17 protein-coding genes are annotated in these 22,257 nt (G+C 65.0%); 1 reads left to right on the top strand and 16 read right to left on the bottom strand.

The genetic code is table 11. The annotated features are described in order from the left end of the window. Nucleotides 1–73: 73 nt before the first annotated feature. From hemB to BLS27_RS02045, 6 genes are all read right to left on the bottom strand, one after another. Nucleotides 74–1,045: a porphobilinogen synthase gene (gene hemB, locus BLS27_RS02070; RefSeq protein ID WP_043213955.1), complete on the bottom strand. Its 972-nt coding sequence runs from the start codon at nt 1,043–1,045 to the stop codon at nt 74–76. Between the two features lie 158 nt (nt 1,046–1,203). Next, nucleotides 1,204–1,908: an NAD(P)H-dependent oxidoreductase gene (locus BLS27_RS02065; protein ID WP_043213957.1), complete on the bottom strand. Its 705-nt coding sequence runs from the start codon at nt 1,906–1,908 to the stop codon at nt 1,204–1,206. Then, nucleotides 1,905–3,551: an ABC transporter ATP-binding protein gene (locus tag BLS27_RS02060; RefSeq protein WP_090342769.1), complete on the bottom strand. Its 1,647-nt coding sequence runs from the start codon at nt 3,549–3,551 to the stop codon at nt 1,905–1,907. The genes BLS27_RS02065 and BLS27_RS02060 overlap by 4 nt, the downstream gene beginning before the upstream one ends. A 2-nt stretch (nt 3,552–3,553) precedes the next feature. After that, complete coding sequence (locus tag BLS27_RS02055) at nt 3,554–4,381, bottom strand: ABC transporter permease (RefSeq protein ID WP_043210859.1); 828 nt, start codon at nt 4,379–4,381, stop codon at nt 3,554–3,556. A gap of 3 nt (nt 4,382–4,384) precedes the next feature. Then, nucleotides 4,385–5,347 (bottom strand): ABC transporter permease, encoded by a 963-nt coding sequence (locus BLS27_RS02050; protein WP_425262092.1) that lies wholly within the window; start codon nt 5,345–5,347, stop codon nt 4,385–4,387. Nucleotides 5,348–5,374: 27 nt separating this feature from the next. Next, on the bottom strand, nt 5,375–6,976 hold the full coding sequence (locus tag BLS27_RS02045) for an ABC transporter substrate-binding protein (RefSeq protein WP_090342766.1): 1,602 nt from the start codon (nt 6,974–6,976) through the stop codon (nt 5,375–5,377). 162 nt (nt 6,977–7,138) lie between these two features. On the opposite strand from BLS27_RS02045, the gene BLS27_RS02040 reads away from it, so the two are divergent. Next, complete coding sequence (locus BLS27_RS02040) at nt 7,139–7,579, top strand: RrF2 family transcriptional regulator (RefSeq protein ID WP_090342763.1); 441 nt, start codon at nt 7,139–7,141, stop codon at nt 7,577–7,579. A 124-nt stretch (nt 7,580–7,703) separates the two neighbouring features. Here the strand turns inward: BLS27_RS02040 and BLS27_RS02035 are convergent, their stop codons facing one another. From BLS27_RS02035 to BLS27_RS01990, 10 genes are all read right to left on the bottom strand, one after another. Then, on the bottom strand, nt 7,704–9,119 hold the full coding sequence (locus BLS27_RS02035) for an aldehyde dehydrogenase family protein (RefSeq protein ID WP_090342760.1): 1,416 nt from the start codon (nt 9,117–9,119) through the stop codon (nt 7,704–7,706). Next, entirely contained in the window at nt 9,112–10,302 is a 1,191-nt protein-coding gene (locus tag BLS27_RS02030) for a pyridoxal phosphate-dependent aminotransferase (RefSeq protein WP_090342758.1), read from the bottom strand. The genes BLS27_RS02035 and BLS27_RS02030 overlap by 8 nt, the downstream gene beginning before the upstream one ends. A 20-nt stretch (nt 10,303–10,322) precedes the next feature. Then, entirely contained in the window at nt 10,323–11,549 is a 1,227-nt protein-coding gene (alr, locus tag BLS27_RS02025) for an alanine racemase (protein WP_043210868.1), read from the bottom strand. Between the two features lie 36 nt (nt 11,550–11,585). Then, complete coding sequence (locus BLS27_RS02020) at nt 11,586–13,193, bottom strand: 5-guanidino-2-oxopentanoate decarboxylase (protein ID WP_090342756.1); 1,608 nt, start codon at nt 13,191–13,193, stop codon at nt 11,586–11,588. After that, nucleotides 13,186–15,303 carry an acetate--CoA ligase family protein gene (locus BLS27_RS02015; protein WP_043210845.1) on the bottom strand — a complete coding sequence of 706 codons (2,118 nt, stop codon included), beginning with the start codon at nt 15,301–15,303 and terminating at the stop codon, nt 13,186–13,188. The genes BLS27_RS02020 and BLS27_RS02015 overlap by 8 nt, the downstream gene beginning before the upstream one ends. 18 nt (nt 15,304–15,321) lie before the next feature. Further along, nucleotides 15,322–16,482: an acyl-CoA dehydrogenase family protein gene (locus tag BLS27_RS02010; RefSeq protein ID WP_090342755.1), complete on the bottom strand. Its 1,161-nt coding sequence runs from the start codon at nt 16,480–16,482 to the stop codon at nt 15,322–15,324. A gap of 33 nt (nt 16,483–16,515) precedes the next feature. Beyond that, nucleotides 16,516–17,307, bottom strand: a complete 792-nt coding sequence (locus BLS27_RS02005; protein WP_090342754.1) for an enoyl-CoA hydratase/isomerase family protein — start codon at nt 17,305–17,307, stop codon at nt 16,516–16,518. A 310-nt stretch (nt 17,308–17,617) separates the two neighbouring features. After that, nucleotides 17,618–19,030 carry an amino acid permease gene (locus BLS27_RS02000; RefSeq protein WP_090342753.1) on the bottom strand — a complete coding sequence of 471 codons (1,413 nt, stop codon included), beginning with the start codon at nt 19,028–19,030 and terminating at the stop codon, nt 17,618–17,620. 199 nt (nt 19,031–19,229) lie between these two features. After that, a complete protein-coding gene (locus BLS27_RS01995; RefSeq protein WP_090342751.1) occupies nt 19,230–21,485 on the bottom strand; it encodes an ATP-binding protein in 2,256 nt (751 codons plus the stop codon). Further along, on the bottom strand, nt 21,482–22,255 hold the full coding sequence (locus BLS27_RS01990; protein ID WP_090342749.1) for a substrate-binding periplasmic protein: 774 nt from the start codon (nt 22,253–22,255) through the stop codon (nt 21,482–21,484). The genes BLS27_RS01995 and BLS27_RS01990 overlap by 4 nt, the downstream gene beginning before the upstream one ends. Nucleotides 22,256–22,257 lie beyond the last annotated feature (2 nt).

The raw sequence follows: 22,257 nt of genomic DNA, 5'->3' as shown, positions 1-22,257 counted from the left end.
CAGGGCAACGCCGTTCCTGCAGAGCGGCTTGAGCCGCGAACCTGTGAAAGGGCCGCAGCGCGGCCCCGAGGGCTTAGATACCGTCGCGCGCCAGGTCCATCGCGAAGTAGGTCAGGATCAGGTCCGCACCAGCACGCTTGATCGAGCCGATGCTCTCACGCACCACGCGGGCTTCGTCGATGGCACCGGCCAAAGCACCGAACTTGATCATCGCGTACTCGCCGCTGACCTGATACGCCGCCAACGGCAAGCGCGAGGCGGCGCGGATGTCGGCAATGACATCCAGGTAGGCACCGGCCGGCTTGACCATCAGCACATCCGCCCCTTCCTGCTCGTCGAGCAACGACTCGCGTACGGCCTCGCGGCGGTTCATCGGGTTCATCTGGTAGCTCTTGCGGTCACCCTTGAGTGCGGTGCCGCCGGCCTCGCGGAACGGGCCGTAGAGCGAGGAAGCGAACTTGGTCGAGTAGGCCATGATCGCGGTGTCATGGAAGCCTGCGCCGTCCAGGGCGCTGCGGATCGCCTGGACCTGGCCGTCCATCGCCGCCGAAGGGGCGATGAAGTCGGCACCGGCCGCCGCGGCCACCACCGCCTGCTTGCCCAGGTTGGCCAGGGTGGCATCGTTGTCCACGCCGTGATCGTGCAGCACGCCGCAATGGCCGTGGCTGGTGTATTCACAGAAGCAGGTGTCGGACATCACCACCATTTCCGGCACCGTGTCCTTGCAGATGCGCGCCATGCGCGCCACCAGGCCGTTTTCGTTCCAGGTGTCGCTGCCTGTGGCATCCAGGTGATGCGAAACGCCGAAGGTCATCACCGACTTGATACCGGCACGGGCATAACGCTCGATTTCACGGGCGAGCATCTTCTCAGGAATGCGGTTGACCCCCGGCATGCTGGTGATCGGGACGAAATCATCGATACCCTCTTCGACGAAGATCGGCAGGATCAAATCGTCAAGGCGAAATTCGGTCTCCTGGAACAGCGTACGCAGGGATTCGTTCTGCCGCAGGCGACGAGGGCGGACAGTGGGGAAGTTCGACATTGGAGCTCCAGACAGTTTTGCTTGCTGCCACCTTAAGTCGTAGGGCCGCCACTGAAAAGTCTTGACGCAAAGAATATCTGTTGCGCGCCGGGCAACAAACCGGGGCAGACGGCCTGCGCCGCCCTCCCCGGCGTCCGCTCAGCGACAATCGGTCGCAATCATTTGGCCAGCGGGTACAGCGCCTCGTCGAATTGCGAAAGCTTGGGGAACTCAAGCGGCAGGTCGTCCGACAGGTGCTCCAGGCGCTGCTGGTAGTCGCGCAAAAAGCCCTTGCGTGCTTCATCGCTGATGTAAGGCACGTGCCAGGCCACGAACGGCGGCAGCACCTCCAGCCCCACGTACGCCAAGGTGCCGCGCAGGATCGGCCGGAGCATGTCTTCCAGCGGACCATGAATCGCCCCTTCGCCGAACATGTGCTCGCGCCCGCCAAGGGTCACGGTGACCAGCGCTTTCTTGCCCACCAGCCCGCCTTGGTCGTAGAAACGCTTTCCGCCATAGCAAACGCCGGACACCAGCACCCGGTCGATCCAGCCCTTGAGCATGGCCGGCGCCGAGAACCAGAAGATCGGGAAGTTGAGCACCAGCAGGTCCGCCCACAGCAACTTGTCCAGCTCGGCCTGGATGTCCGGGGCGATCGAACCGCTCTTGACGCCCAGGCGCTGCTCCAAGGCATAGACCAGGTAGTCGGGGTTTTCGCGTTTGCCGAAGTCCTCGGCGCTGGCCACCGGGTTCCAGCCCATCGCGTACAGGTCGCTGACCTGCACCTGATGCCCCTGGGCCTTGAAGGTTTCCACCGCCTGGTCACGCAGGGCGGCGGTGAAGGATTGCGGCTCGGGATGAGCGTGGACGATCAGTACATTCATGAAGGTTGTCCTTGCACAGGTTGCAGGTTGGAGTCTCCGGCGCGGCGGGCCAGCAGGCGGTCGAGCCAGTCAGGGTCCATTTCCGGTTCGGAGGAGAACAGCAGCCCGGTGTAGTCGCGATACGGCGGCGAGAAGATGGCCTCGCGGCTGCCGTGATCGACCACTCGGCCGCGTTGCATCACCATCACTTCGTCGGCAATGGCGCGTACCGTGGCCACGTCGTGGGTGATGAACAAGTAGGAAACGCCCAGTTGCCGCTGGATGCGATCAAGCAGCTTGAGCACGCCCTCGGCCACCAGTTGATCGAGGGCCGAGGTGACTTCGTCGCAGATGATCAGCTCAGGCTCAGCCGCCAGGGCCCGGGCGATGCAGATGCGCTGCTTCTGCCCGCCGGATAGCTCGCGGGGCTGGCGGTCCATGTACTTGGCCGGGTCCAGTTCGATCATCTCCAACAGCTCAGCCACGCGCTGGCGCAAGGCCTTGCCCTTGAGGCCCAGGTAGAAGGTCAGCGGACGGCCGATGATGTCGACGATGCGCTGGCGGGGGTTCAAGGCGGTGTCGGGGATCTGGTAGATCATCTGGATCCGCCGCAACTGCTCCTTGTTGCGCTGGCGATAGTCCGCTGGCAGCGCCTGGCCGTCGTACAGCACTTGCCCACTACTGGCCGGCAACAGGCCGGTGATCAGCCGCGCGGTGGTGCTCTTGCCGCTGCCCGACTCGCCGATCACCGCCAGGGTCTGGCCCCGATGCAGCGTGAGCGAAACCTCATGCAGCACCGGCTGGGCGCCGTAGCTGGCATTGGCCTTGCGCACCTCAAGCAAGGGCTGGGCCTGGGGTGGGCGCGCTTTGGGCTGGGTGTGGAAACTGCGCACCGCCCATAGCGAGCGGGTGTAGTCCTGGGTGGGGGTTTGCAGCATGGCGCGGGTCTGGGCCTCTTCCACCAGGCTGCCGTGACGCAACACCATGATGCGATCGGCGATCTGGGCTACCAGCGCCAGGTCATGACTGATGTACAGCGCGGCGCTCCCATAGGTGCGCACGGCATCGCGAATGGCCGTCAGCACTTCGATCTGGGTGGTGACGTCCAGGGCCGTGGTGGGCTCGTCGAAGACGATCAGGTCCGGATGACAGGCCATGGCCATGGCGGTCATCACCCGCTGCAGTTGACCACCGGAGACCTGGTGCGGGTAGCGTTGACCGATGTGCTCGGGGTCCGGCAGGCGCAGCACCCGGTACAGCTCCACCGCTTCGGCCTCGGCCTTGGCCCGGTCGATGCCACCGTTCTTCACCGCCGTCTCGATGTGTTGGTCGATCAAACGATGGGCCGGGTTGAACGATGCTGCCGCGCTCTGTGCCACGTAGGCGATGCGCAAGCCGCGCAGACGGCGCAAGGTCTCGGGCGCTGCGCTCACCAGCTCTTGGCCATCGAAACGCACCGAGCCGCCGCTGATGCGACAGCCGTCGCGGACGTAGCCCATGGCCGCCAGGCCCAAGGTCGATTTGCCCGCCCCCGATTCGCCGATCAGCCCCAGCACCTCGCCTCGCGCCAGGGTCAGGTCGATGCCCTTGATCAGCGGGTGCCAGGCATCGTCGTGGTGGCCGTCGATGCGCAGATTACGGATTTCCAGCAATGATTGGCTCATGTTCAGCACTCCTTGAGGCCACTGGCCGTGTGCAGCACCCAGTCCACGACGAAGTTCACGCTGACGGTGATCAGCGCCACGGCCAGCGCCGGCAATAGTGGGCTGACGTCACCGAAGGTGATCAGCACGGCGTTGTCACGCACCATGCTGCCCCAGTCGGCGGTCGGTGGCTGGATACCCAGGCCCAGGAACGACAAGGCACTGATGAACAGAAAGACAAAACAGAAGCGCAGGCCGAACTCGGCGATCAACGGCGCTGCGGCATTGGGCAGCACCTCGCGGCTGACCAGCCACCACAGTCCCTCCCCGCGCAGGCGCGCGGCCTCGACGAAGTCCTGTACCACCACTGTCATTGCCACCGCCCGTGCCAGGCGGAACACCCGGGTGGCATCGAGCAGTGCGATCACCAGCACCAACGAGGTGGCCGTGGTGCCGACTACGCTCAGGATCAGCAAGGCGAAGATCAGCTGCGGGATGGCCATCAACACATCTACCAGGCGCGACAGGCCCTGGTCGATCCAGCCGCCCTTGATCGCCGCGACCAGGCCGCAAAAGCCGCCCACGGCAAAGGCCAGGGCAGTGGTCAGAAAAGCGATCCCCAAGGTATTGCGCGCGCCATAGACCAGACGGCTGAACATGTCGCGACCCAGGTTGTCGGTGCCCAGCAGGAACTGCCCACCCCAGGGCGCGAAGCCCTCGCCCACCACCTCGGTCTCGCCGAATGGCGCCAGTACCGGAGCAAACAATGCCACCAGCACATACAGGACGATCACCAGCAAACCGAACTTGGCGCTCAGCGGCGCACGCTGCAATTGCTTGAACAGGCTCATCGGCTACCCCTTCGGATGCATCAGGCGCGGATTGCTGGCGATCGACAGCACATCGGCACTGGTGTTGAGCAGAATGTAGGTGGCGGCGAAGATCAGGCTGCAGGCCTGCACCACCGGGATGTCGCGCTTGGCGACAGAATCCACCAGCAGTTGGCCCAGGCCTGGGTAGACGAACACCACCTCGACCACCACCACCCCCACCACCAGATACGCCAGGTTCAACGCCACCACGTTGATGATTGGCGCCAAGGCGTTGGGCAAGGCATGGCGGAAGATGACTCGCGCCGGCGAGATGCCCTTGAGCCGGGCCATCTCGATGTAGGGGCTGGCCAGCAGGTTGATCAGCGACGCACGGGTCATGCGCATCATCTGCGCGACCACCACCAGGGCCAGGGTCAGCACCGGCAGCAACGAGCGCTCCAGCACTTCGCCCAGGGAGGCATCAGGCGACAGGTTGGAAATGCTCGGCAGCCAGGCCAGCTTCACCGCGAATACTAGGATCAGGATGTAGGCGACGAAGAACTCCGGAAACGACACCGCCGTCAGCGCACTGGTGTTGAGCAACCGGTCGAACCAACTGTTGCGGTACAGCGCCGCCAGCATGCCCAATAGCAAGGCCAACGGCACCGAGACCAGCGCCGCCAGCAGCGCCAGGCTGAAGGTGTTGCCCAGTCGCGCGCCGATCAGCTCTGCGATCGGCCGCTGGTTGGCCAGCGATACACCCAGATCACCGTGCAACAGCTGCCAGGCCCAGTGGCCGAAGCGGCTCCAGGCCGGCATGTCCAGACCCAGTTGTGCCCGCAGCGCCGCGACGGTTTCAGGGGTGGCCGCCTGGCCCAGCATGGCCTGGGCGACATCGCCAGGCAGCATGCCCACGGCCAGGAAGATGATCACCGAGACGGCCAGCAGCGACAACAGGCCCAAGGCCAGGCGTCGCGCGAGTAATGAACCAAGACTATTCACCATGGGCTCCTCGTGCAGTAACGAAAGGGATCAGGCCTGCCACCAGCGCTCGATCAGCCGCAGGCCATCGAGTTCGCCATAGGGCGCGGTGACCCCGCCGTGGGTGACCCGACGCGAACGCGCCGCCACCGAGCTTGCGAACAGCGGCACGATGGCGCCGCCGTCGTCGCGGCACAGGGCCTGCATTTCGTTGTACATCTCCTGCCGCAGCGGCGCGTTCATCTCGCCACGGGCGGCATTGAGCAGCTGGTTGAAGCGGGCGTTGTCCCAGTGCGTCTCGTTCCAGGCTGCGCCTTTTGCATAGCCGATGCTGAACATGCGGTCGGCGGTCAGGCTGCTGTACCAGAACGAAGTGGTGAACGGCTGCTTCATCCATACGTTGGTGAAGAAGCCATCGGCCGGTTCGCGCACCACATCGATGTCGATACCCGACTTGCGCGCCTGCTCCTTGAACAGCACCGAAGCGTCCACCGCGCCGGTATAGGCGGCGTCCGAAGCCTGCAAACGCACCTTGAGCGCGTCCAGCCCAGCCTGGCGCAGATGGAAACGGGCTTTGTCCGGGTCGTAGGCGCGCTGTTCGAGCGCCGGGTTGATGAAGCGGCTGCCCGGCTGGATCGGATGGTCGTTGCCGATCTGGCCGTAGCCATGCAGCACTGAAGTCAACAAGGCCTGGCGGTCGATGGCGTACTTGAGCGCCAAACGCACGTCGTTGTTCTTGAACTGGGTGCTGTCGCAGAGCATGGGGAAGGTGTAGTGCTGGGCGCCCTTGGTCTCTTCGATCACCAACTGCGGGTTGCGCTTGAGCAGCGCCACGGTCTTGAGATCGACCTTGTTGATCACGTCCACCTGGCCGGTGACCAGGGCATTGACCCGCGCAGCGCCATCGGCGATGGCCAGCAGTTCGGCGCTGGCAAAATGCGCACGACCGGGCTTCCAGTAGTTCGGGTTGCGCTCCAGGTCCATGCGCACGCCTGGCTCGAAGCGCTTGAGGCGGTAGCCGCCGGTGCCGTTGCCGGAGCGCCAGTCAGCCACACCGTCCTTGGCCGGCATGATCACCAGATGGTAATCGGCGACTACATAGGCGAAGTCGGCATTGCCCGAATGCAGCTCGAACACCACGGTGTCGTTGCCCTGGGCGCGGACCTGGGCGACATCGCCGAGCACGGTCTTGGCCGCCGAGGTGGATTTTTCGCCCAGGTGGTGCTGGATCGAGGCGACCACATCGTTGGCGTCCAGGGTCTTGCCATCGTGGAAGGTGACGCCCTGGCGCAGGGTGAAGGTCCAGACCTTGGCGTCGGGGCTGGACTCCCAGCGCTCGGCCAACTCTGGAATCGCCGTGCCGTCGACGCTGATTTCGCTCAGGGTGTTGTATACGGCCGAGAACCCGACAAACGTAAACGTATCGCTCCACGAGCCTGGGTCGCCGGAATCAGTGGTGCTGCCACCCGCCAGGCCCATGCGCAGGACGCCGCCGGCCTTAGGGGTGCCCTCCTCGGCCCAGCCCGACATCGGCAGGCCCAGCGAGAAGGCGCCGGCGAAGGTGGCCGCCGCCGCGCTGTACTTGAGGAAATCCCGACGCGGCAGGCCGCTATCGGGCATCGCTTGAGTGATCTTGTTCTTGTTATCGCTCATGGCATCGCCTCTGTTGAACCGCCAGGAAAGGTCTTGTTCGCCCGACGACCAAATATTTGTAATTGTCATCGTGACAAATACATTAGACTCAATGCCACGCCCCTGCCAAGTGAGATTTTCACAGGGGTGTAGACTTCGGTTTTTACCCAGGGACCTTTGCCGATGAGCCAGTCGACTCGCCTGATCACCGCCTCGTACATCCTCTCGTTCGTGGCCGCCAACGCACCGCAGAAACTGCGTACGGAGACCATCGCCAAGTGGGTCAAGGTCCATCCGGCACGGGTGCGCAGCCTGGCCTCGCAACTGGTCAAGGCCGACATTCTCAAGTCCTGGCGTGGCGCTCATGGCGGCCTGACCCTGGCCCGCCCGGCCAGCGAAATCACCCTGCGCGAGGTGTACGACGCGGTGCAGGAAAGCTCATTGATCGCCGAGAAGATCGACAACCCGTTTTCCGGGATGGAGGATCACTGCAAGGTGTACGAGGTGTTCACCCGTCTGTTCGCCATGCTCGAGGCGAACATGCGCCTGGATCTGGGGGCGATCACGGCCGATCAATTGTTCGTGGCGTTCGACAGGCCCGTGGAGGATGTGGCGGCGGGTTGATCCTTCCCTTCGCGTCCTCTTCACGGGTAAACCCGCTCCCAAAGGTTCACCGTTGCCCTAAAGCAGCGAGGTTGCTGTCGGAGCGGGTTTACCCGCGAATGGGCTGCACAGCAGCCCTCCGGTCTCAGAGCTGAACCGCCTTCACTTCGATGAACTCACCCAACCCCTCCTCGCCCCACTCGCGCCCGTTTCCGGACTGTTTGTAGCCGCCAAACGGTGCCCGGTAGTTGAACCCGCCACCGTTGACGAAGCACTGCCCGGCACGCATCTGTCGGGCCAAGGCCAGCCCACGCTCGCGATCGCCTGCCCACACTGCGCTGGACAAGCCAAACGGCGAGTCGTTGGCCATCGAAATAGCCTGCTGCTCATCGGCATACGGGATCAGGCACAGTACCGGCCCGAAGCTCTCTTCCTGGGCGATGCGCATGCGGTTGTCGACATCGGCGAACAGCGTCGGCGCAACGTAGAATCCACGCTCGAACCCAGGCGCCGAATCACCACCGCACAACAATCGCGCGCCCTCTTCCTGCCCCAGGCGGATGTAGTCGAGCACCGTGCGCCGCTGCCCTGCCGAACACATCGGCCCCAGAAAACTCTGCGGATCACGCGGATCGCCCATGACCAGCGCACGCGTCTCGGCCAAGGCGATCTCCAAGGCCTCGGCGTAGCGCTCGACCGGCAGCAGCATGCGGGTCAACGCCGTGCACGTCTGTCCGGAGTTGATCATCACGTCCTGCACACCATGGCGCACCGCCGCTTCCAGGTCGGCGTCGGCGGTGATCAGCAGCGGCGACTTGCCGCCCAGTTCGAGGCACACCCGTTTGACCGTCGGCGCCGCCGCCTGGGACACCCGCACCCCAGCGCCGGTAGAGCCGGTGAATGACACCATGTCTACCTGCGGATGCCGGGCCAGCGCCTCGCCCACCTTCGACCCCGGCCCGCTGACCAGGTTGAACACCCCGGCCGGCAGCCCAATGGCGTCGATCATCTCAGCCAGCAAGAAGGCGTGCAGCGGCGTCTCCTGGCTCGGCTTGACCACCACCGTGCAACCGGCAGCCAAGGCCGGTGCCAGCTTGCCGATCATCTGGTGCAGCGGGTAGTTCCACGGGTTGATGAAGGCACACACGCCCACCGCCTCGCGGTACACCAGCGAGTTACCGACTTCACGCACCTCATCCATCAAGCCAGCCAGTTCGACATACTGCTCCAGCCCTTCGATTGGCCCGTCGACCTGCACCATCTGGCACCACTGCACCGGCATGCCCAGTTCGCTGGTGATCACATCGGCCATTTCTCCGGCCCGCGCACGCAATTGCTCGGCCAAGGCACGGATATAGCCTGCACGCCGGCTCGATGGCGTATGCGACCACTCAGCGAACGCCCTTCGCGCCGCATTCACCGCCCGCTCCACATCCTGCTCGTCACCCAGCGGCACACGGCCGATGGCAACTTCGCTGGCCGGGTCGATGACCTCGGCCATCCTCTGCCCGCTCGGCACCTGCCAGGCGCCGTCGATGTAAAGCCGCGCGTACTCACGCATGAGTCTGCTCCTTCATCAGTTCGGCGGCGCACCGGGCGATGCGTCGGCACGCCTCTTCCAGCGCCTGTGCACCGACCACCAGGCCAAGGCGGATATGCCCGGCAGCGCTCGGGCCGAAGGCCTCGCCCGCCAGTACCGATACACCCTGACTATCCAGCAGGCGGTCGGCGAAGGCCTGGGCACTGAGGCCGGTTTCGCGGATATCGACCATCACGAACATGCCCCCATCAGGCTTGAGCGCCTTGATACCCGGGCAACCAGCCAGACGCTCGCAGACCAGGTCACGGCGCTGGCGGTACGCCAGGCGCATTGCCTCAAGCTCCGGCAGCTGTTGCTCCAGTGCCGCCACCGCAGCGTCCTGGATGAAGTCGGGGGAGCCGTAGAGCATGCACAGGGCGAGATTTTCCAGATGGTCCGCCAGCGCGGTCGAACCCACCACCCAGCCCACCCGCCAGCCGGTCATCGCGTGCGACTTGGACAGGCTGTTGAGGGTCGCCGTGCGTTCGGCCATGCCCGGCAGGCTGCCGGGGCTGACATGCTCGCCCTCGTACAAAAGCTCGCTGTACACCTCATCGGAGATCAGCCACAGGTCATGGGCGATGCACAGCTCGGCCAGCGCCTCCCAGGTGGCGCGCGGCAGGCTCGCGCCCGAAGGGTTGTGCGGGCTGTTCAGTGCCAAGGCACGGGTACGCGGGGTGATACGTGCCGCCACATCCTCGGGGCACACGCGGAACCCGTTCTCAGGCTTGACCGGCACCGGCACCACCGTCGCGCCACAGGCGCCGAACACGGCCTCGTAGGTCACGTACATGGGTTCGGCGACGATCACCTCGTCGCCCGGATCGAGCACGCACTGGGCCACGCAGAACAACGCGCACTGCGCACCGGCCAGCACCGTGACCTGGTCGGCGCTCACCGCCTGGCCGCTGCGTTGCTGGTGGCGACGGGCAATGGCCTGGCGCAGGGCCAGCTTGCCGCGTACATCCGAATAATGGGTGTGGCCATCGCGCAGGCTATCGATGGCCGCCTCGACGATGGGCGCCGGCGTGTCGAAATCCGGATCTCCCACCGACAGCAACAGGACGTCCTTGCCCTCGGCCTGCATCGCAAGGGCGCGGTAGTGGATGTCCCAGGCGGCGGCGCCGTCGCCGGCGATGCGTTGGGTCAGCTTGGCAAAGCGCATGAGCGTCTCCTATGAAGGCGTCAGTCGACGAGGATCTTCGGGTTGGCACTACCCCAGACCGTGTAGAGGTCGGCCAGCAGCGCGTCATTGATTTCTTCCATTTCGCTCTGGGTGATTTCACCGCCCGCCTGCTTGCCGAACAGCACCACCTCGTTGCCATTCTTGACGTCAGGGAAATCGGTGACATCCACCATCAGGGTGTTCATCGACACCTTGCCTACCACCGGCACACGGTGACCGTTGATCAGCACATGGCCTTTGTTGGTGAACACCCTGCGATAGCCATCGGAGTAGCCGACGGTGATGTTGGCCAGGCGCGAATCGCGGCTCAGGGTGAAGGTGCGGTCATAGCCGACGGTGTTGCCGGCCGGGTAACTGTGCACAGCCGCCACGCGGGACTTGAACTGCATGGCGCGGCGGTACTCGGTGTGGCTGGGCACGGTGTCGCCGAACAGCGCGCCGCCGGTGCGTACCATGTCCAGGCGCGCTTCGGGCACCTCCAGGGTGGCGAAGGAGTTGGCCGCGTGCAGGGTCAGCTTGCGGCGGTCGAGTTTGGCATGCTTGATCAGCCAGTCGCTCTGCTCCTTGAAGGCGGCCAGGCCCTTGCGCACGTCGTCCTTGTCTTCGACGGCGAAGTGGGTCATCAGCGCGACCAGTTCCAGGTTCGGCTGCTCGGCGATCTCCAGTGCTTCACCACGGCCCGACCAACTGGCCATTTCCACGCCGTTGCGGCTCATCCCGCTGGAGTTCAGGGCCAGGTGGATACGCAGGGTCTTGCCGTGGCGCTGGGCGATCGCCGCCACCTGGCGGGCGAACTCGGCGCTGCCGACCAACTCGTCCATGTTGTACTGCAAGGCGTCTTCCACCTCGCTCACGCTGGCCAGGCGCACCCGCACCAGTTGCCCTTTGAAGCCGCTGGCACGGACCACACGGGCTTCCTCGTTGCTCGCCACCGCCACGCACGGCACATCCAAGGCGATGATCGAGGGCATTACCAGACCAATACCGTGGCCATAGGCGTCAGCCTTGAGCACCGCGCACAGCTTGGATTTACCGTTCAGTTCTGCCTGCAGGGTCCGGATGTTGTGTTCGATGGCGCTCTTGCTGATCTCGACCCAGGCGTTACTGTTCTGGATGGTCAGGGCGTTGATGCCGTTGTCCATCGACAACGGCGGTGCGGCGTACAGCGGGGCCTGGGCGGCCAGCAGGGCCAGGGAGGCGGCAAGAAGGGTACGACGGAATGGCATCATGCTTGTTCTCTATTTGTTGTCCTGAAGGTGCGGTCAACGGGCACAGGCGTGCTTGAGTTCGATGAAGGTCACGCCTGGCGTGGCAAATCCGTCGACCAGATCCGATTGCAACTCGTCCAGACTGCGCGGCTGGCGCACGGCGCACCCAAAGGCGCGGGCCAGGCCGATGAAGTCCGGGTTGCGTGGCAATACGCCAATCGGTTCGATGTCCAGGCCCAGCATGTCGTCACGAATCTGCCCCAAGGCGTCGTTGTTCCACAGCAGCACCACCAGCGGGCGGTCGAGCTCTTCAACGGCGGTGGCCAATTCCTGGGCGGTATAGAGGAAGCCGCCATCACCCACCAGCACCAGGCCCGGGCGGTCTTCGGTGGCGAACATACCGCCGATGCCGGCCGGCAGGCCGTAGCCCAGGGTGCCGTAGCCGGTCGGGTGCAGCCAGCTGCGCGGTGCCCGGCTGGTGAAGGCGTAGTTGCCGGTGTAGGCGAGTTGGGTCATGTCGGTGCTGATGAAGGCGTTTTCCGGCAGTGCGGCGGCGATGCGGTCGAGAATCGCCTGGTGAATCGCCTGCAGCGGCGCATGCCCTGCCCGGATCGCCTGGCGCAGGTTGTTGACGGCCGCGATGGCGGCACCGGCATCGCGGGTGGCCTGCGGCAGATGCTCCAGCAGGCTGGCCAGGGTCTGCCGGGCATCGCCGTGCAGGGCAATCGCGCAGGGGTAGAAGTCGTTGAACTTGCGTGGGTCGATGTCCACCCGCAGCAGTTCGCCGGCCAATGGCAGACGTTCACGCCAGAAATCGGTATCGGCCATCTCGGTGCCTACCGCCAGCACCACATCGGCCTCGCCGATCATTTGCCAGCCCGGTTCGACGCACAGGCTGGCACCGGCATTGAGCGGCGCCTGCGGGGCTAGCAGGCCCTTGCCGGCGACACTGGTGAACACCGGTGCGGCCAGGCGCGTACTCAGTTGCGCGAGCTCAGCCGCCGCGTGCAAAGCGCCACCGCCCGCGATGATCATCGGCCGCTTGGCGTTGGCCAGCTTGACGGCAGCCTGCTGCAGACTGTCGCGATCCGGCAGGCCGCGCCCTGGGCGGCGCACCACGTCATTGCTCCAGTCGCGGGTGACCGGCGCGGCCAGCACATCCAGCGGCACCGAGATGTGCACCGGACGCGGACGCTCGCTGTCGAACACCGCCCAGGCACGGGCGATCAGCTCCGGCAGGTCCTCGGTGCTCAGCGCCACGGCGGAGAATGCGGTGATCGGCGCGGTCATGGCGCGCTGGTCCTGGGTCTCGTGCAGACAGCCCCAGCCTTTGCCCAGGCTTGCGGTGTGGTTGACGCTGGAAATCACCAACATCGGGATGGAATCGGCGTAGGCCTGGCCGATGGCGGTGGCAGCGTTGGTCACACCAGGGCCGGTGATGACGAAGCACACTCCCGGCTTGCCACTGACCCGCGCATAGCCGTCGGCCATGAAGCCCGCGCCTTGTTCATGGCGGGTCAGCACATGGCGGATGCCGCTGCCCGGCAGCCCCCGGTACAGCTCCAGGGTGTGTACCCCGGGGATACCGAACACCGTGTCGACCCCATAGTTGCTCAACAGCCGTACCAGGGCTTGGCCGCCGGTCAAAGGACGTTCATGCATGTTGTTCTCCTTGCGCCTGGCCGAGGCGGATCAGCGCGTCGACCGCGGTGGTGCCTTGGGCACCGACCATCAATGGGTTTACGTCGAGCTCCAGCAACTGGCCGGCGTTTTCGCAGGCGTAGTCGGCCACCGCGCGGATCGCCGCCACCAAGGCGTCGAGATCGGCGGCCGGGCGGCCACGGAAACCTTGCAACAGACCGGCGCTGCGCAGGCCCAGCACGGCGTTGCGGATGGCGCCGTCGGTGGTCGGCAGCAGCAGATTGACGCTGTCCTTGAGCAATTCCACCAGCACCCCACCGGCACCGATCACCAAGGCCAGGGCAAAATCGTTCTCGCGCTTGATGCCGACGATCAGCTCGGCCAACGGCGCCTGGGCCATGGGCTCGAGCAACACCTGGTCGAACGGCACGCCAGGGGCGTAGGCCGCGATGCGCCCGTGCATCTGCTCGAGCGCCGCTTGCAGGGCGTCGGCATCGCGCAGGTTCAGGGCCACCGCGCCGGCTTCGGTCTTGTGCGGCAATTGTGCGCTGACCGCCTTGAGCACCAGCGGGTAGCCGACGCGTGCGGCATCCTTGAGTGCCTGCTCGGGCGTGCTCAGCACACCGCCAGGTACCGGCAGGCCAAAGGCACGCAGCGCCTGCTTGGATTGCCATTCATCGAGCAGTTGCGCCTGGCCACCCAGGGCCTGCGGGCACAGTGGCACCAAGGCCGACTCGCCCAGCTCCAGCAAGCGCTGGCGGTTGCGCTGGTAGGCAACGATCCGCCCCCAGGCCGCCAGGCCATCTTCCACGCCCTGCAATGCGGCGATGCCTCGCGCATGCAGGCGTTCGCGGGCGCTGGCCGGCAGCAGCTCAGGGAAGGCCGAGGTGACGAAGCCGATTTTGCCGTGGCGCTGCAAGGCATCGCAGTACAGCCCCAGCAGCAGGTCGCACTCCTTGCGCTCGCCGGTGAACTCCGCCGGGTAATCCAGCACCAGCATGGCCGCATCGGCATCGGTTTGCAGGGCGCTGTCGAGCATGCGCTCGAGCGCCGCGCCATCGCCCCAGATCGCCGTGGTGAAGTCCAGTGGGTTGACCAGGTTGGCGTAGGCCGGCAACACCTGGGCCAACTCATCCACCTGCATTTGCTCAAGCTTGGGCAAGGCCAGGTGGTTGCGCTCGGCGTAGTCGGCGATCAGGCCCGCATCGCCTCCGGAGCACGCCAGGGCGATCAATCGGCCATCCTGGGGCAAGTGGCCGCAGGCGGCCGCCTTGAGGGTTTCGGCAAAACTGACCGGGCCGCTCACGCGGATCACGCCCAAGCGCTGGAACAGGCTGTCGTACAGGGCATCGGAGCCCGACAGCGAGCTGGTGTGGCTCAGGGCGAGCTCGGCGCCGATCTGCGACACGCCGGTCTTCAAAGCGATGATCGGGATGCCCCGCTCCAACGCCTTGTGTGCGGCACGGGCAAAGCCCGGCACGTTCTTCAGGCCTTCCAGGTGCAGGCCGATGGCGGTAACGCGAGGGTCGTCGAGTAGCACGTCCATCAGCTCGGCCACGCCCAACTGCGCCTGGTTGCCCACCGAGGCCATGTAGGCCACCGGCAGCGAGCGGTCGCTCATGGACAGGTTGTAGGCGAAATTGCCGCTCTGGGTGAGGATCGCCACGCCCTTCTCCACCTGTTTGCCGCCGTGGGCAACCGGCCACAGGGCTGCGCCATGCAGGTAATCGAGCAGGCCATAGCAGTTAGGGCCGAGCAAGGCCATAGAGCCGGCCGCCTCGAGCAGGCGCTGTTGCAGCACGCGCCCTTGCTCGCCGCTCTCGGCAAAGCCTGAGGCGTAGCAGATGGCGCCACCGGCGCCGATCGCGGCCAGGTCCTTGACGCATTGCAAGGTCAGGTCACGGTTGGTGGCGATGAACACCGCGTCCGGCCCACAGGGCAACTCGGCCACACTGGGCACGCACGGTACGCCATCGAGGCTTTCATGCTGTGGGTTCACCAGCCACATCTGGCCGGCGAAGCCGCCTTCGGCGCAGCGCTTGAGCGCCCGCGCCATGCTGCGCCCGCCGACGAAGGCCAGGTGCCGGGGCGCCAGCAGGCGCTTGAGGTTGTCACGAATCGAGTGCGACATGGGCAATCTCCAGGCCGATCAGCGCAGCAGCGGACGCAGCAGTTCGCGGGAAATGATGTGTCGCTGGATTTCGGATGTGCCCTCCCAGATCCGCTCGATCCGCGCGTTACGCCAGATGCGCTCGACCGGTCCCTCGTCCATCAGGCCCATGCCACCGAAGATCTGCACCGCCTCGTCAGCCACCTTGCCCAGCACTTCACTGGCGAACAGCTTGGCCATGCCGGCCTCGCCGTCGGTCATGCTGCCTTGGTCCATCTTCCAGGCGGTGTGCAGGGTCAGCAGTTCCGCGGCGCGGATCTGGGTGGCCATGTCGGCGAGCTTGAACGACACGCCCTGGTAGCTGCCGATGGCCTGGCCGAACTGCTTGCGGTCGGCGGACCACTGCAGGGAAAGATCAAGGGCGCGCTGGGCCTGGCCCACGCAGTTGGCGGCCACCATCACCCGACCTGCGGTGAGCCAGGCGTTGGCCACCTCCCAGCCTTTGTCCACCTCGCCCAGCACCTTGCTGGCCGGCACGCGGCAGTCGTCGAAGAACAGCTCGTAGGTGTGGTAGCCACGGTTGCTCACGCACTTGGGGCCACGGCGGATGGTCATGCCTGGCGTACCGCGGTCGACCAAGAAGGCCGTCACGGCATTGCGCTTGCGGCCGTTGTGTTCGTAGGTGTCGGTGACCGCGAAGACGATGGCGAAGTCGGCGTGGCCGGCGTGACTGATGAAGTGCTTGCTGCCATTGATGACGAAATCGTCACCGTCGCGTACAGCGCGGGTCTTGATGGCATTGGCGTCGGAGCCGGCGCCCGGCTCGGTGAGGGCGAAGCAATCGATCTTCTCGCCTTGCACGCACGGCAGCAGGTAGTCGTTGATCTGCTCGTCCTTACAGGCCATGAGGATCTTTGAGGGGCGCGCCACGAACACGTGCAAGGCCCAGGAAACCTTGGACAACTCACGCTCGATCAGCGCCTGGGACAGATAATCCAGGCCACCGCCGCCGACTTCCTCGGGCATGTTGAAGGCATAGAACCCAGCCGCGATCGCTTTGCCGCGGATCTGCGCCGCCAGCTCCGGCGACACCGCATCGGCGCGGTCCACCTCTTCCTCATAGGGCAGCAGCTCTTTGGTCAGGAAGCTGCGTACCGCTTCCACCAACATTTCTTGTTCTTGGGTCAGTTGGAAATTCATCTGGAATCGTCCTGAAGAAGGTCGTGTAAGGGGTTATTTACCAACGAATTCTGGCGCGCGTCGTTCGACCGAAGCCCGTAGCGCCTCGGCGCCGTCCTGGCTGCGCCCGCACAGCAGGCCTGCGGCAAGCTCGGCTTCCAGCTGCTCGCTCAAGGTGCGCTGGGCTCCGTCACGGATCAGGCGCTTGGTCTGGGCGTAGGCGAAAGTCGGCCCCTTGGCCAGGCGAGCGGCCAGTTCGGCAGTGACGGTCGGCAACTGGTCATCGGCGCACACCTCGCTCACCAGTCCGGCAGCCAGGGCGCGCTCGGCGCCCCACAGCTCGTCCAAGAACAACAAACGCTTGGCCTGCTCGGTACCGATCAGCCGTGGCAAGTGCCAGCTGGCACCGGCGTCCGGGCTGTAGGCCATGCTGGTGTAACCGGCCTTGAAGCGCGCCGAGGCGGCGGCGATACGCAGGTCGCAGCACAGGCTCAGGTCCATCCCGGCGCCGACGGCGGTGCCGTTGATGGCGGCGATGGTGGGTTTGTCCAGGCTGTGCAGACGCTGCATCAAGGCGTGGGCGGTCTCGGTCCAGCCGTAGCTTTCCAGGGCACCGCGGGCTTCGGCCTCGGCCCACTCGGCCAGGTCCGCGCCTGCGCAGAAGCTGCGCCCAGTGCCGGTCAGCACCACCACCCGCACGGCTGGATCGGTGTTGAAGGCTTCCAGCAGTGCGTGCAGTTGCTTGAGGCTGGGGATGTCCAGCGCGTTGCGTTGCTCGGGGCGGTTCAGGGTGATCCAGGCAACGCCGGCTTCGACCTTGCTCAGCAGTGAGGACGGGCTAGTCATGGGAGGCCTCGATATTGTTGTTGGTGGGTATGAGGGGGACGACTTGGGAGAGATACTAAACAAGTGTTCAACAAGACGGCAATCGGGGCCTGAGTTACTGTAACAACTCAATAAAGCGCTATATCTAATTGTTTTATAAGAGTATTTCTCCAACAGAAAAGGCTTTGATGCGTCGGCTGTTACAACTTCGCACAACTACGGTTTTGCACTGACGGCGCCAAAGCATTCGCGGGTAAGCCCGCTCCCACAGGGCTTGTGCAACACCCTGCAGGAGCGGGCTTACCCGCTTATAGGCACCGCCACTGTCACGTCATACGCCAGGCGCGCTCGGCTCGAAGGCCCCCTGCCGACGACGGTTGATCAGGAAGTACGCCGCGTAGCACACGGCAATGAAGCCAAAGCCCCAGTACAGCGACGGACGCTGGGTCTCGTCCAAGGCCAGGAACACGAACAACGAACTGCACAAGGTGATGCACAGCAGCGGCACCAGGGGGTACAGCGGCGCGCGGTACTTGAGCTCCTCAAGCTTGCCGCCATCACGCAGGAAGGCTTTGCGGAAGCGGTACTGAGCCAGGGCAATGACGATCCAGGTCACGGTGCCGGACATTCCGCTCACCGCCATCAACACCATGAACAGGGTGTCGGCGGCGACGAAACTGGTCATCAGCGAGATCAAAGCGAAGCACAAGGTGATGCTCAGCGCCCGCAGCGGCACGCCGCGCTTGCTCAGCGGCGACAGGCTCTTGGGCGCCATGCCGGTCTTGGACATGGCCCAGAGGATACGCGTGGAGGCATACAGCCCCGAGTTACCCACCGACAGGATCGCGGTGAGGATCACAAAGTTCATCAGGTCCGCCGCGTAAGGGATACCGACCATGTCGAACACTTGCACGAACGGGCTTTCCATCAGGCCGGCCTGCTCGTGCGGCACGATGGCCGAGAGCACGGCGATGGCCAGCACATAGAAGATCAGGACGCGGAACACCACGTTGCGCACAGCGCGAGGGATGCTCTTTTCCGGATGCTCGGTCTCGCCCGCGGCCACGCCCATGATCTCGCAACCCTGGAAGGCGTACACCACGGTCATCATGACCGCGAACACCGCCGACAGCCCATGGGGGAACAGCGAATCGCCAATGAGGTTGTCGAGCATCGGGGCCGGCGTCCCATTGTTCAGCGGAATGCCGCCGAAGATCACCAACAGGCCGATCACGATAAAGCCCAGGATGGTCGCGACCTTGATGCCCGAGAACCAATACTCGGCCTCACCGAAGGCGCGGGTGGCCAGGGCATTGAGTCCGAACAGCACGGCGACGAACAGCGCCGACCAATACCAGATCGGCACCTCGGGGAACCAACGGGTCATCAGCATGCCGGCGGCGGTGAACTCAAGGCCCACGGTGGTGGCCCAGCTCATCCAGTACACCCAGCCGATCATGAACCCCGTGGCCGGGCCGATGAACTTGGTGGCATGGGCCTGGAACGAACCGGACACGGGCATCTGCACCGACAGCTCGCCCAGGCAGACCATGACCAGGTACATCAGAAGGCCCGCGACCAAATAAGCCAGGATCGCCCCCATCGGGCCGCCCTGGTTGATCGTGACCCCCGAGCCCATGAACAGGCCGGTGCCGATCACCCCGCCCAGCGACAGCATGAAGATGTGCCGGCTCTTGAGCGCACGGGTCAGTTGGATGCCTTTGCGGTCAGTGGATTCAGACATGGCGCACCTCGACCTGGCAGGCGCACTGGGCGGGAAGACAATTCAGGAGGTCTTGAGCTTTACGGCATTTCATTATTCTTATCTCCAATAAGCCTCATGGACCGTGTGGAGCACGGTTGCCATCGATTATTGGAAACGGATGTAAGGTGCCGTTGTACGGACGGATCAAAGATGTAAAAAGTCGTAACTTTTTTGTACGTCAGCCCTGGATCAGCTGTTCCAAGGTGGTGCGGGCCAGGCGGATCTGCTCGGCCAGCGGTTCGCTCAAGGCTTCGAATGCCCCAGCATCTCCCTTCAACCCGACGTTCTCCAGGTGTCGTAACGTCGTCGCCAGGCCCGCAAAGCCCAACGAATCGCAGCTGCCCGCCAGACGATGGGCCAAGTGGACCACCTCTGTGCAGTCACCTGCCTTCAGCGCCTCCCCCAGCGCCGCCTCGTGCTGATCGATCGCCTGGCGCAGAACCACGAGCAGACCTTGCAGTTTCTGCTCGCCCAGTAACGCGCGGTGGGTCTGCAGCAAGGCCCAGTCCATCGACGCCTCGGGCACTTGTGCGTCCACCACCGGCGTCAGGTCAACCAGAGCCTCGCGCAGGCTGTCCAGCTTCAAAGGCTTGGCCAGCACGCCCTGCATCCCAGCCTCCAGGTAACCGGGCACCTGCGCCGGTTGCACACCTGCGGTCAAAGCCAGAATGCGCGTCTCACGGTTGAGCCCTGGCGTAGCGCGGATGAGGCGGCACAATTCCACCCCGCTCATCCCAGGCAGGTGCACGTCCAGCAGGATCAGGTCGAACCGGCACTCGGCGCACGCTTGAAGGGCTTGCTGGGCATGCTCGGCGAAACTGACTTGGTGGCCATCTCGGGTGAGCAACCCCCCGGCGACTTCTCGGTTCAGCGCCACGTCCTCGACCACCAGAATTTTCAGTGGTGACAGGGCCTGGCGTACCAGCGCCTGGGTCTTAGGCTGCCGACCGCAGGCCAGGTCCAGCTCGAACCAGAAGCAGCTGCCCTGCCCCTCGACGCTGTCCAGGCCGATGCGCCCGCCGAGTTTCTCCACCAGGTGCTTGCAGATCGCCAGGCCAAGGCCGGTACCGCCGTAGCGCCTGGCCACGGCTTCGCTGGCCTGGGTGAAACGATCGAAGATCTTCGCCTGCATGGCAGGGGCGATGCCGATGCCATCGTCACTTACGTTCACCCGCACCCGTTGCAGGTCCATCCGCGGCTCCAGCACCTGCACCTGCAGCGTGACCTGCCCGTGTTCGGTGAACTTGATGGCGTTGGCCAACAGGTTGCTCAGTACCTGGCGCAGGTACTGTTCGGCGCCGTGCTGGAACTCGGCCAGCTGTTCGTCGATGTGGCAGTGCAGGCGGTTGCCGTTGTCGACAGCCCTGGGCTCGAGCAGGGTCATGACTTCCTGGCACAACTGGCGCAGGGAGAAGTCGACCATTTCCGGACGGCTCTCGCCTTCTTCCAGGCGGGCGAAATAGAGCACTTCGTTGAGAATCGCCAGCAATCCCTCGCCGGCCTTGTACAACGCTTCCAGGCGCTCGCGGTCACGCAGCGCCAGGCTGCCGCCGCGCAGCAGCTCGGCCATGCCCAGGATGCCATTGAGCGGCGTGCGCAGTTCATGGCTCATGGTCGCCAGGAACCTGGACTTGGCCAGGTTGGCCGCCTCCGCCTCGTCCTTGGCCCTGGCCAGGCTCGCGGTGCGCCGCTCGACCATCGCCTGTAGCTCGTCGCGCTTGTCCTGCAAGGCCAGGCGATCCAATTCGCGGCGCTCGATGTCCCGCAGGATGGCCCGGCGCATGTCATCCAGGGCATGGGCCACGGTGTCGATCTCGTCCGGACGGGCCGAGCGGCGCCGGGCCAGGCGCAGCGGTTCCTGCCACTGCCCCGCACCGATACGCCGTGCGAATTCGGCCATCACTTGCAGGTGGCGCGTCACCAGGCGGTAGAACAGCCCGGACAGCGCCACCGCAAGGCCGCAGAGGAACACGCCCATCCACAACAGGCTGGTCAGCCCCGTGGCAAACAATCGCCGATGCACAGCGCCCAGGTCGATGCTGACCTCCAGCTCGCCCAAGTGCCGCGCAGGCCCGGACGGCGGTTGGTAATCCAGGGCGAAACGTTCGATGCGCAGCGGCCCCTTGGGCGTGGCGTCGCCGCGCAGCAGCCTGAAGTCTTCGCTGATCAGCCGCACCCGCGCCACGTCGGAAAAGTCCACCAACCCACGCAGTTGCACGTCCAGTTGCGCCTCGTCCAGATCCCACAGGCTGCGCTCCAGGCTCGCCAGGTAGCCGGCGCGGATCAACGCCATGCGCGCCTCGATGTCGCGCATTTCCCGGCGGTACTCGAAGTACAGCTGGACGGAGCTTGCCAGCACGGTAAAGCACAGGCTGAACAGAAAGATGAACAGCAGCAGGCGGCGCAGCAGGCCGTCGGTGTGCAGGCGGATCATCGGGCGTCCACCGGCAGGTTGATCATGTCGCGGTAAGTCACTTCGCTCTGCTCCAGCCAACGCTGGATTTCGCCAGCCTCGGTCATCTTGCGCAACTGCTGGTCGATGGCATCCATGCGCCGGCTCAAAGGGGAATGTCGCGAAACCGCAACGCGCAGATAATCCACGCTCAGTGCGGTGGGTAAGGCGTGGATATCCTTGGCCCCAGGCAGGTGCTCGACGAACAGCTGGCCGGTACGCCGCTCCTGGATCACGAAGTCGATGCGACCACGGATCAGCTTGCCGAAGTTCTGCTGGCTGGAGGACACCCATTCGATGTTCTGGTGCCGCGCCACGAAACGGTCGAACTCAGGCCCATAGCTTTCGCCGTAGAGCAGACCGCCCCGGTAGCCGGCCAGGTCGTCCAGGTGCTCGAAGCGCACCGGCCGGCGCTGATTGACGAACACCGCCACCTCCTCGCGCAGCACCGGCACCGTGGAAAAGCGCATGCCCTGGTCGCGCTGGTCGCTGTTGTAGGCCAGCACCACATCGACCCGCCCTGCGGCGGCGTCCATCAGGCAGCGCTTCCAGTTGCCCAGCACAACGATCTCGACCTCGTAGCCCAAGCGCCCGAGCAACTCGCGCACCACGGTGGGTGCCAGGCCTCGGACCTGGCGGCCATCGCTCCAGGAAATCGGCGGGTACACCGGGTAGTCGCAGTAGCGGATGCGCTCGCCGGCCACACCGTGCAGGCTCACCAGCATCAGGGCCAGGGCGCACAGGCGGCCCATGG

It is taken from the genome of Pseudomonas guariconensis (assembly GCF_900102675.1).
Lineage (GTDB): Bacteria > Pseudomonadota > Gammaproteobacteria > Pseudomonadales > Pseudomonadaceae > Aquipseudomonas > Aquipseudomonas guariconensis.
Note: the sequence above shows the minus strand (reverse complement) of the source record. Positions and strands in the feature narration are given on the sequence as shown.

What these genes read in the sequence shown, in the direction of transcription:
- BLS27_RS01995 (WP_090342751.1), bottom strand. Translation starts at nt 21,485, where the DNA reads ATGATCCGCCTGCACACCGACGGCCTGCTGCGCCGCCTGCTGCTGTTC.
- BLS27_RS02055 (WP_043210859.1), bottom strand. Translation starts at nt 4,381, where the DNA reads ATGAGCCTGTTCAAGCAATTGCAGCGTGCGCCGCTGAGCGCCAAGTTC.
- BLS27_RS02050 (WP_425262092.1), bottom strand. Translation starts at nt 5,347, where the DNA reads ATGGTGAATAGTCTTGGTTCATTACTCGCGCGACGCCTGGCCTTGGGC.
- BLS27_RS02030 (WP_090342758.1), bottom strand. Translation starts at nt 10,302, where the DNA reads ATGCGCTTTGCCAAGCTGACCCAACGCATCGCCGGCGACGGCGCCGCC.
- BLS27_RS02010 (WP_090342755.1), bottom strand. Translation starts at nt 16,482, where the DNA reads ATGAATTTCCAACTGACCCAAGAACAAGAAATGTTGGTGGAAGCGGTA.
- BLS27_RS02065 (WP_043213957.1), bottom strand. Translation starts at nt 1,908, where the DNA reads ATGAATGTACTGATCGTCCACGCTCATCCCGAGCCGCAATCCTTCACC.
- BLS27_RS02020 (WP_090342756.1), bottom strand. Translation starts at nt 13,193, where the DNA reads ATGCATGAACGTCCTTTGACCGGCGGCCAAGCCCTGGTACGGCTGTTG.
- BLS27_RS01990 (WP_090342749.1), bottom strand. Translation starts at nt 22,255, where the DNA reads ATGGGCCGCCTGTGCGCCCTGGCCCTGATGCTGGTGAGCCTGCACGGT.
- BLS27_RS02000 (WP_090342753.1), bottom strand. Translation starts at nt 19,030, where the DNA reads ATGTCTGAATCCACTGACCGCAAAGGCATCCAACTGACCCGTGCGCTC.
- alr (WP_043210868.1), bottom strand. Translation starts at nt 11,549, where the DNA reads ATGCCATTCCGTCGTACCCTTCTTGCCGCCTCCCTGGCCCTGCTGGCC.
- BLS27_RS02015 (WP_043210845.1), bottom strand. Translation starts at nt 15,303, where the DNA reads ATGTCGCACTCGATTCGTGACAACCTCAAGCGCCTGCTGGCGCCCCGG.
- BLS27_RS02035 (WP_090342760.1), bottom strand. Translation starts at nt 9,119, where the DNA reads ATGCGTGAGTACGCGCGGCTTTACATCGACGGCGCCTGGCAGGTGCCG.
- hemB (WP_043213955.1), bottom strand. Translation starts at nt 1,045, where the DNA reads ATGTCGAACTTCCCCACTGTCCGCCCTCGTCGCCTGCGGCAGAACGAA.
- BLS27_RS02060 (WP_090342769.1), bottom strand. Translation starts at nt 3,551, where the DNA reads ATGAGCCAATCATTGCTGGAAATCCGTAATCTGCGCATCGACGGCCAC.
- BLS27_RS02040 (WP_090342763.1), top strand. Translation starts at nt 7,139, where the DNA reads ATGAGCCAGTCGACTCGCCTGATCACCGCCTCGTACATCCTCTCGTTC.
- BLS27_RS02045 (WP_090342766.1), bottom strand. Translation starts at nt 6,976, where the DNA reads ATGAGCGATAACAAGAACAAGATCACTCAAGCGATGCCCGATAGCGGC.
- BLS27_RS02005 (WP_090342754.1), bottom strand. Translation starts at nt 17,307, where the DNA reads ATGACTAGCCCGTCCTCACTGCTGAGCAAGGTCGAAGCCGGCGTTGCC.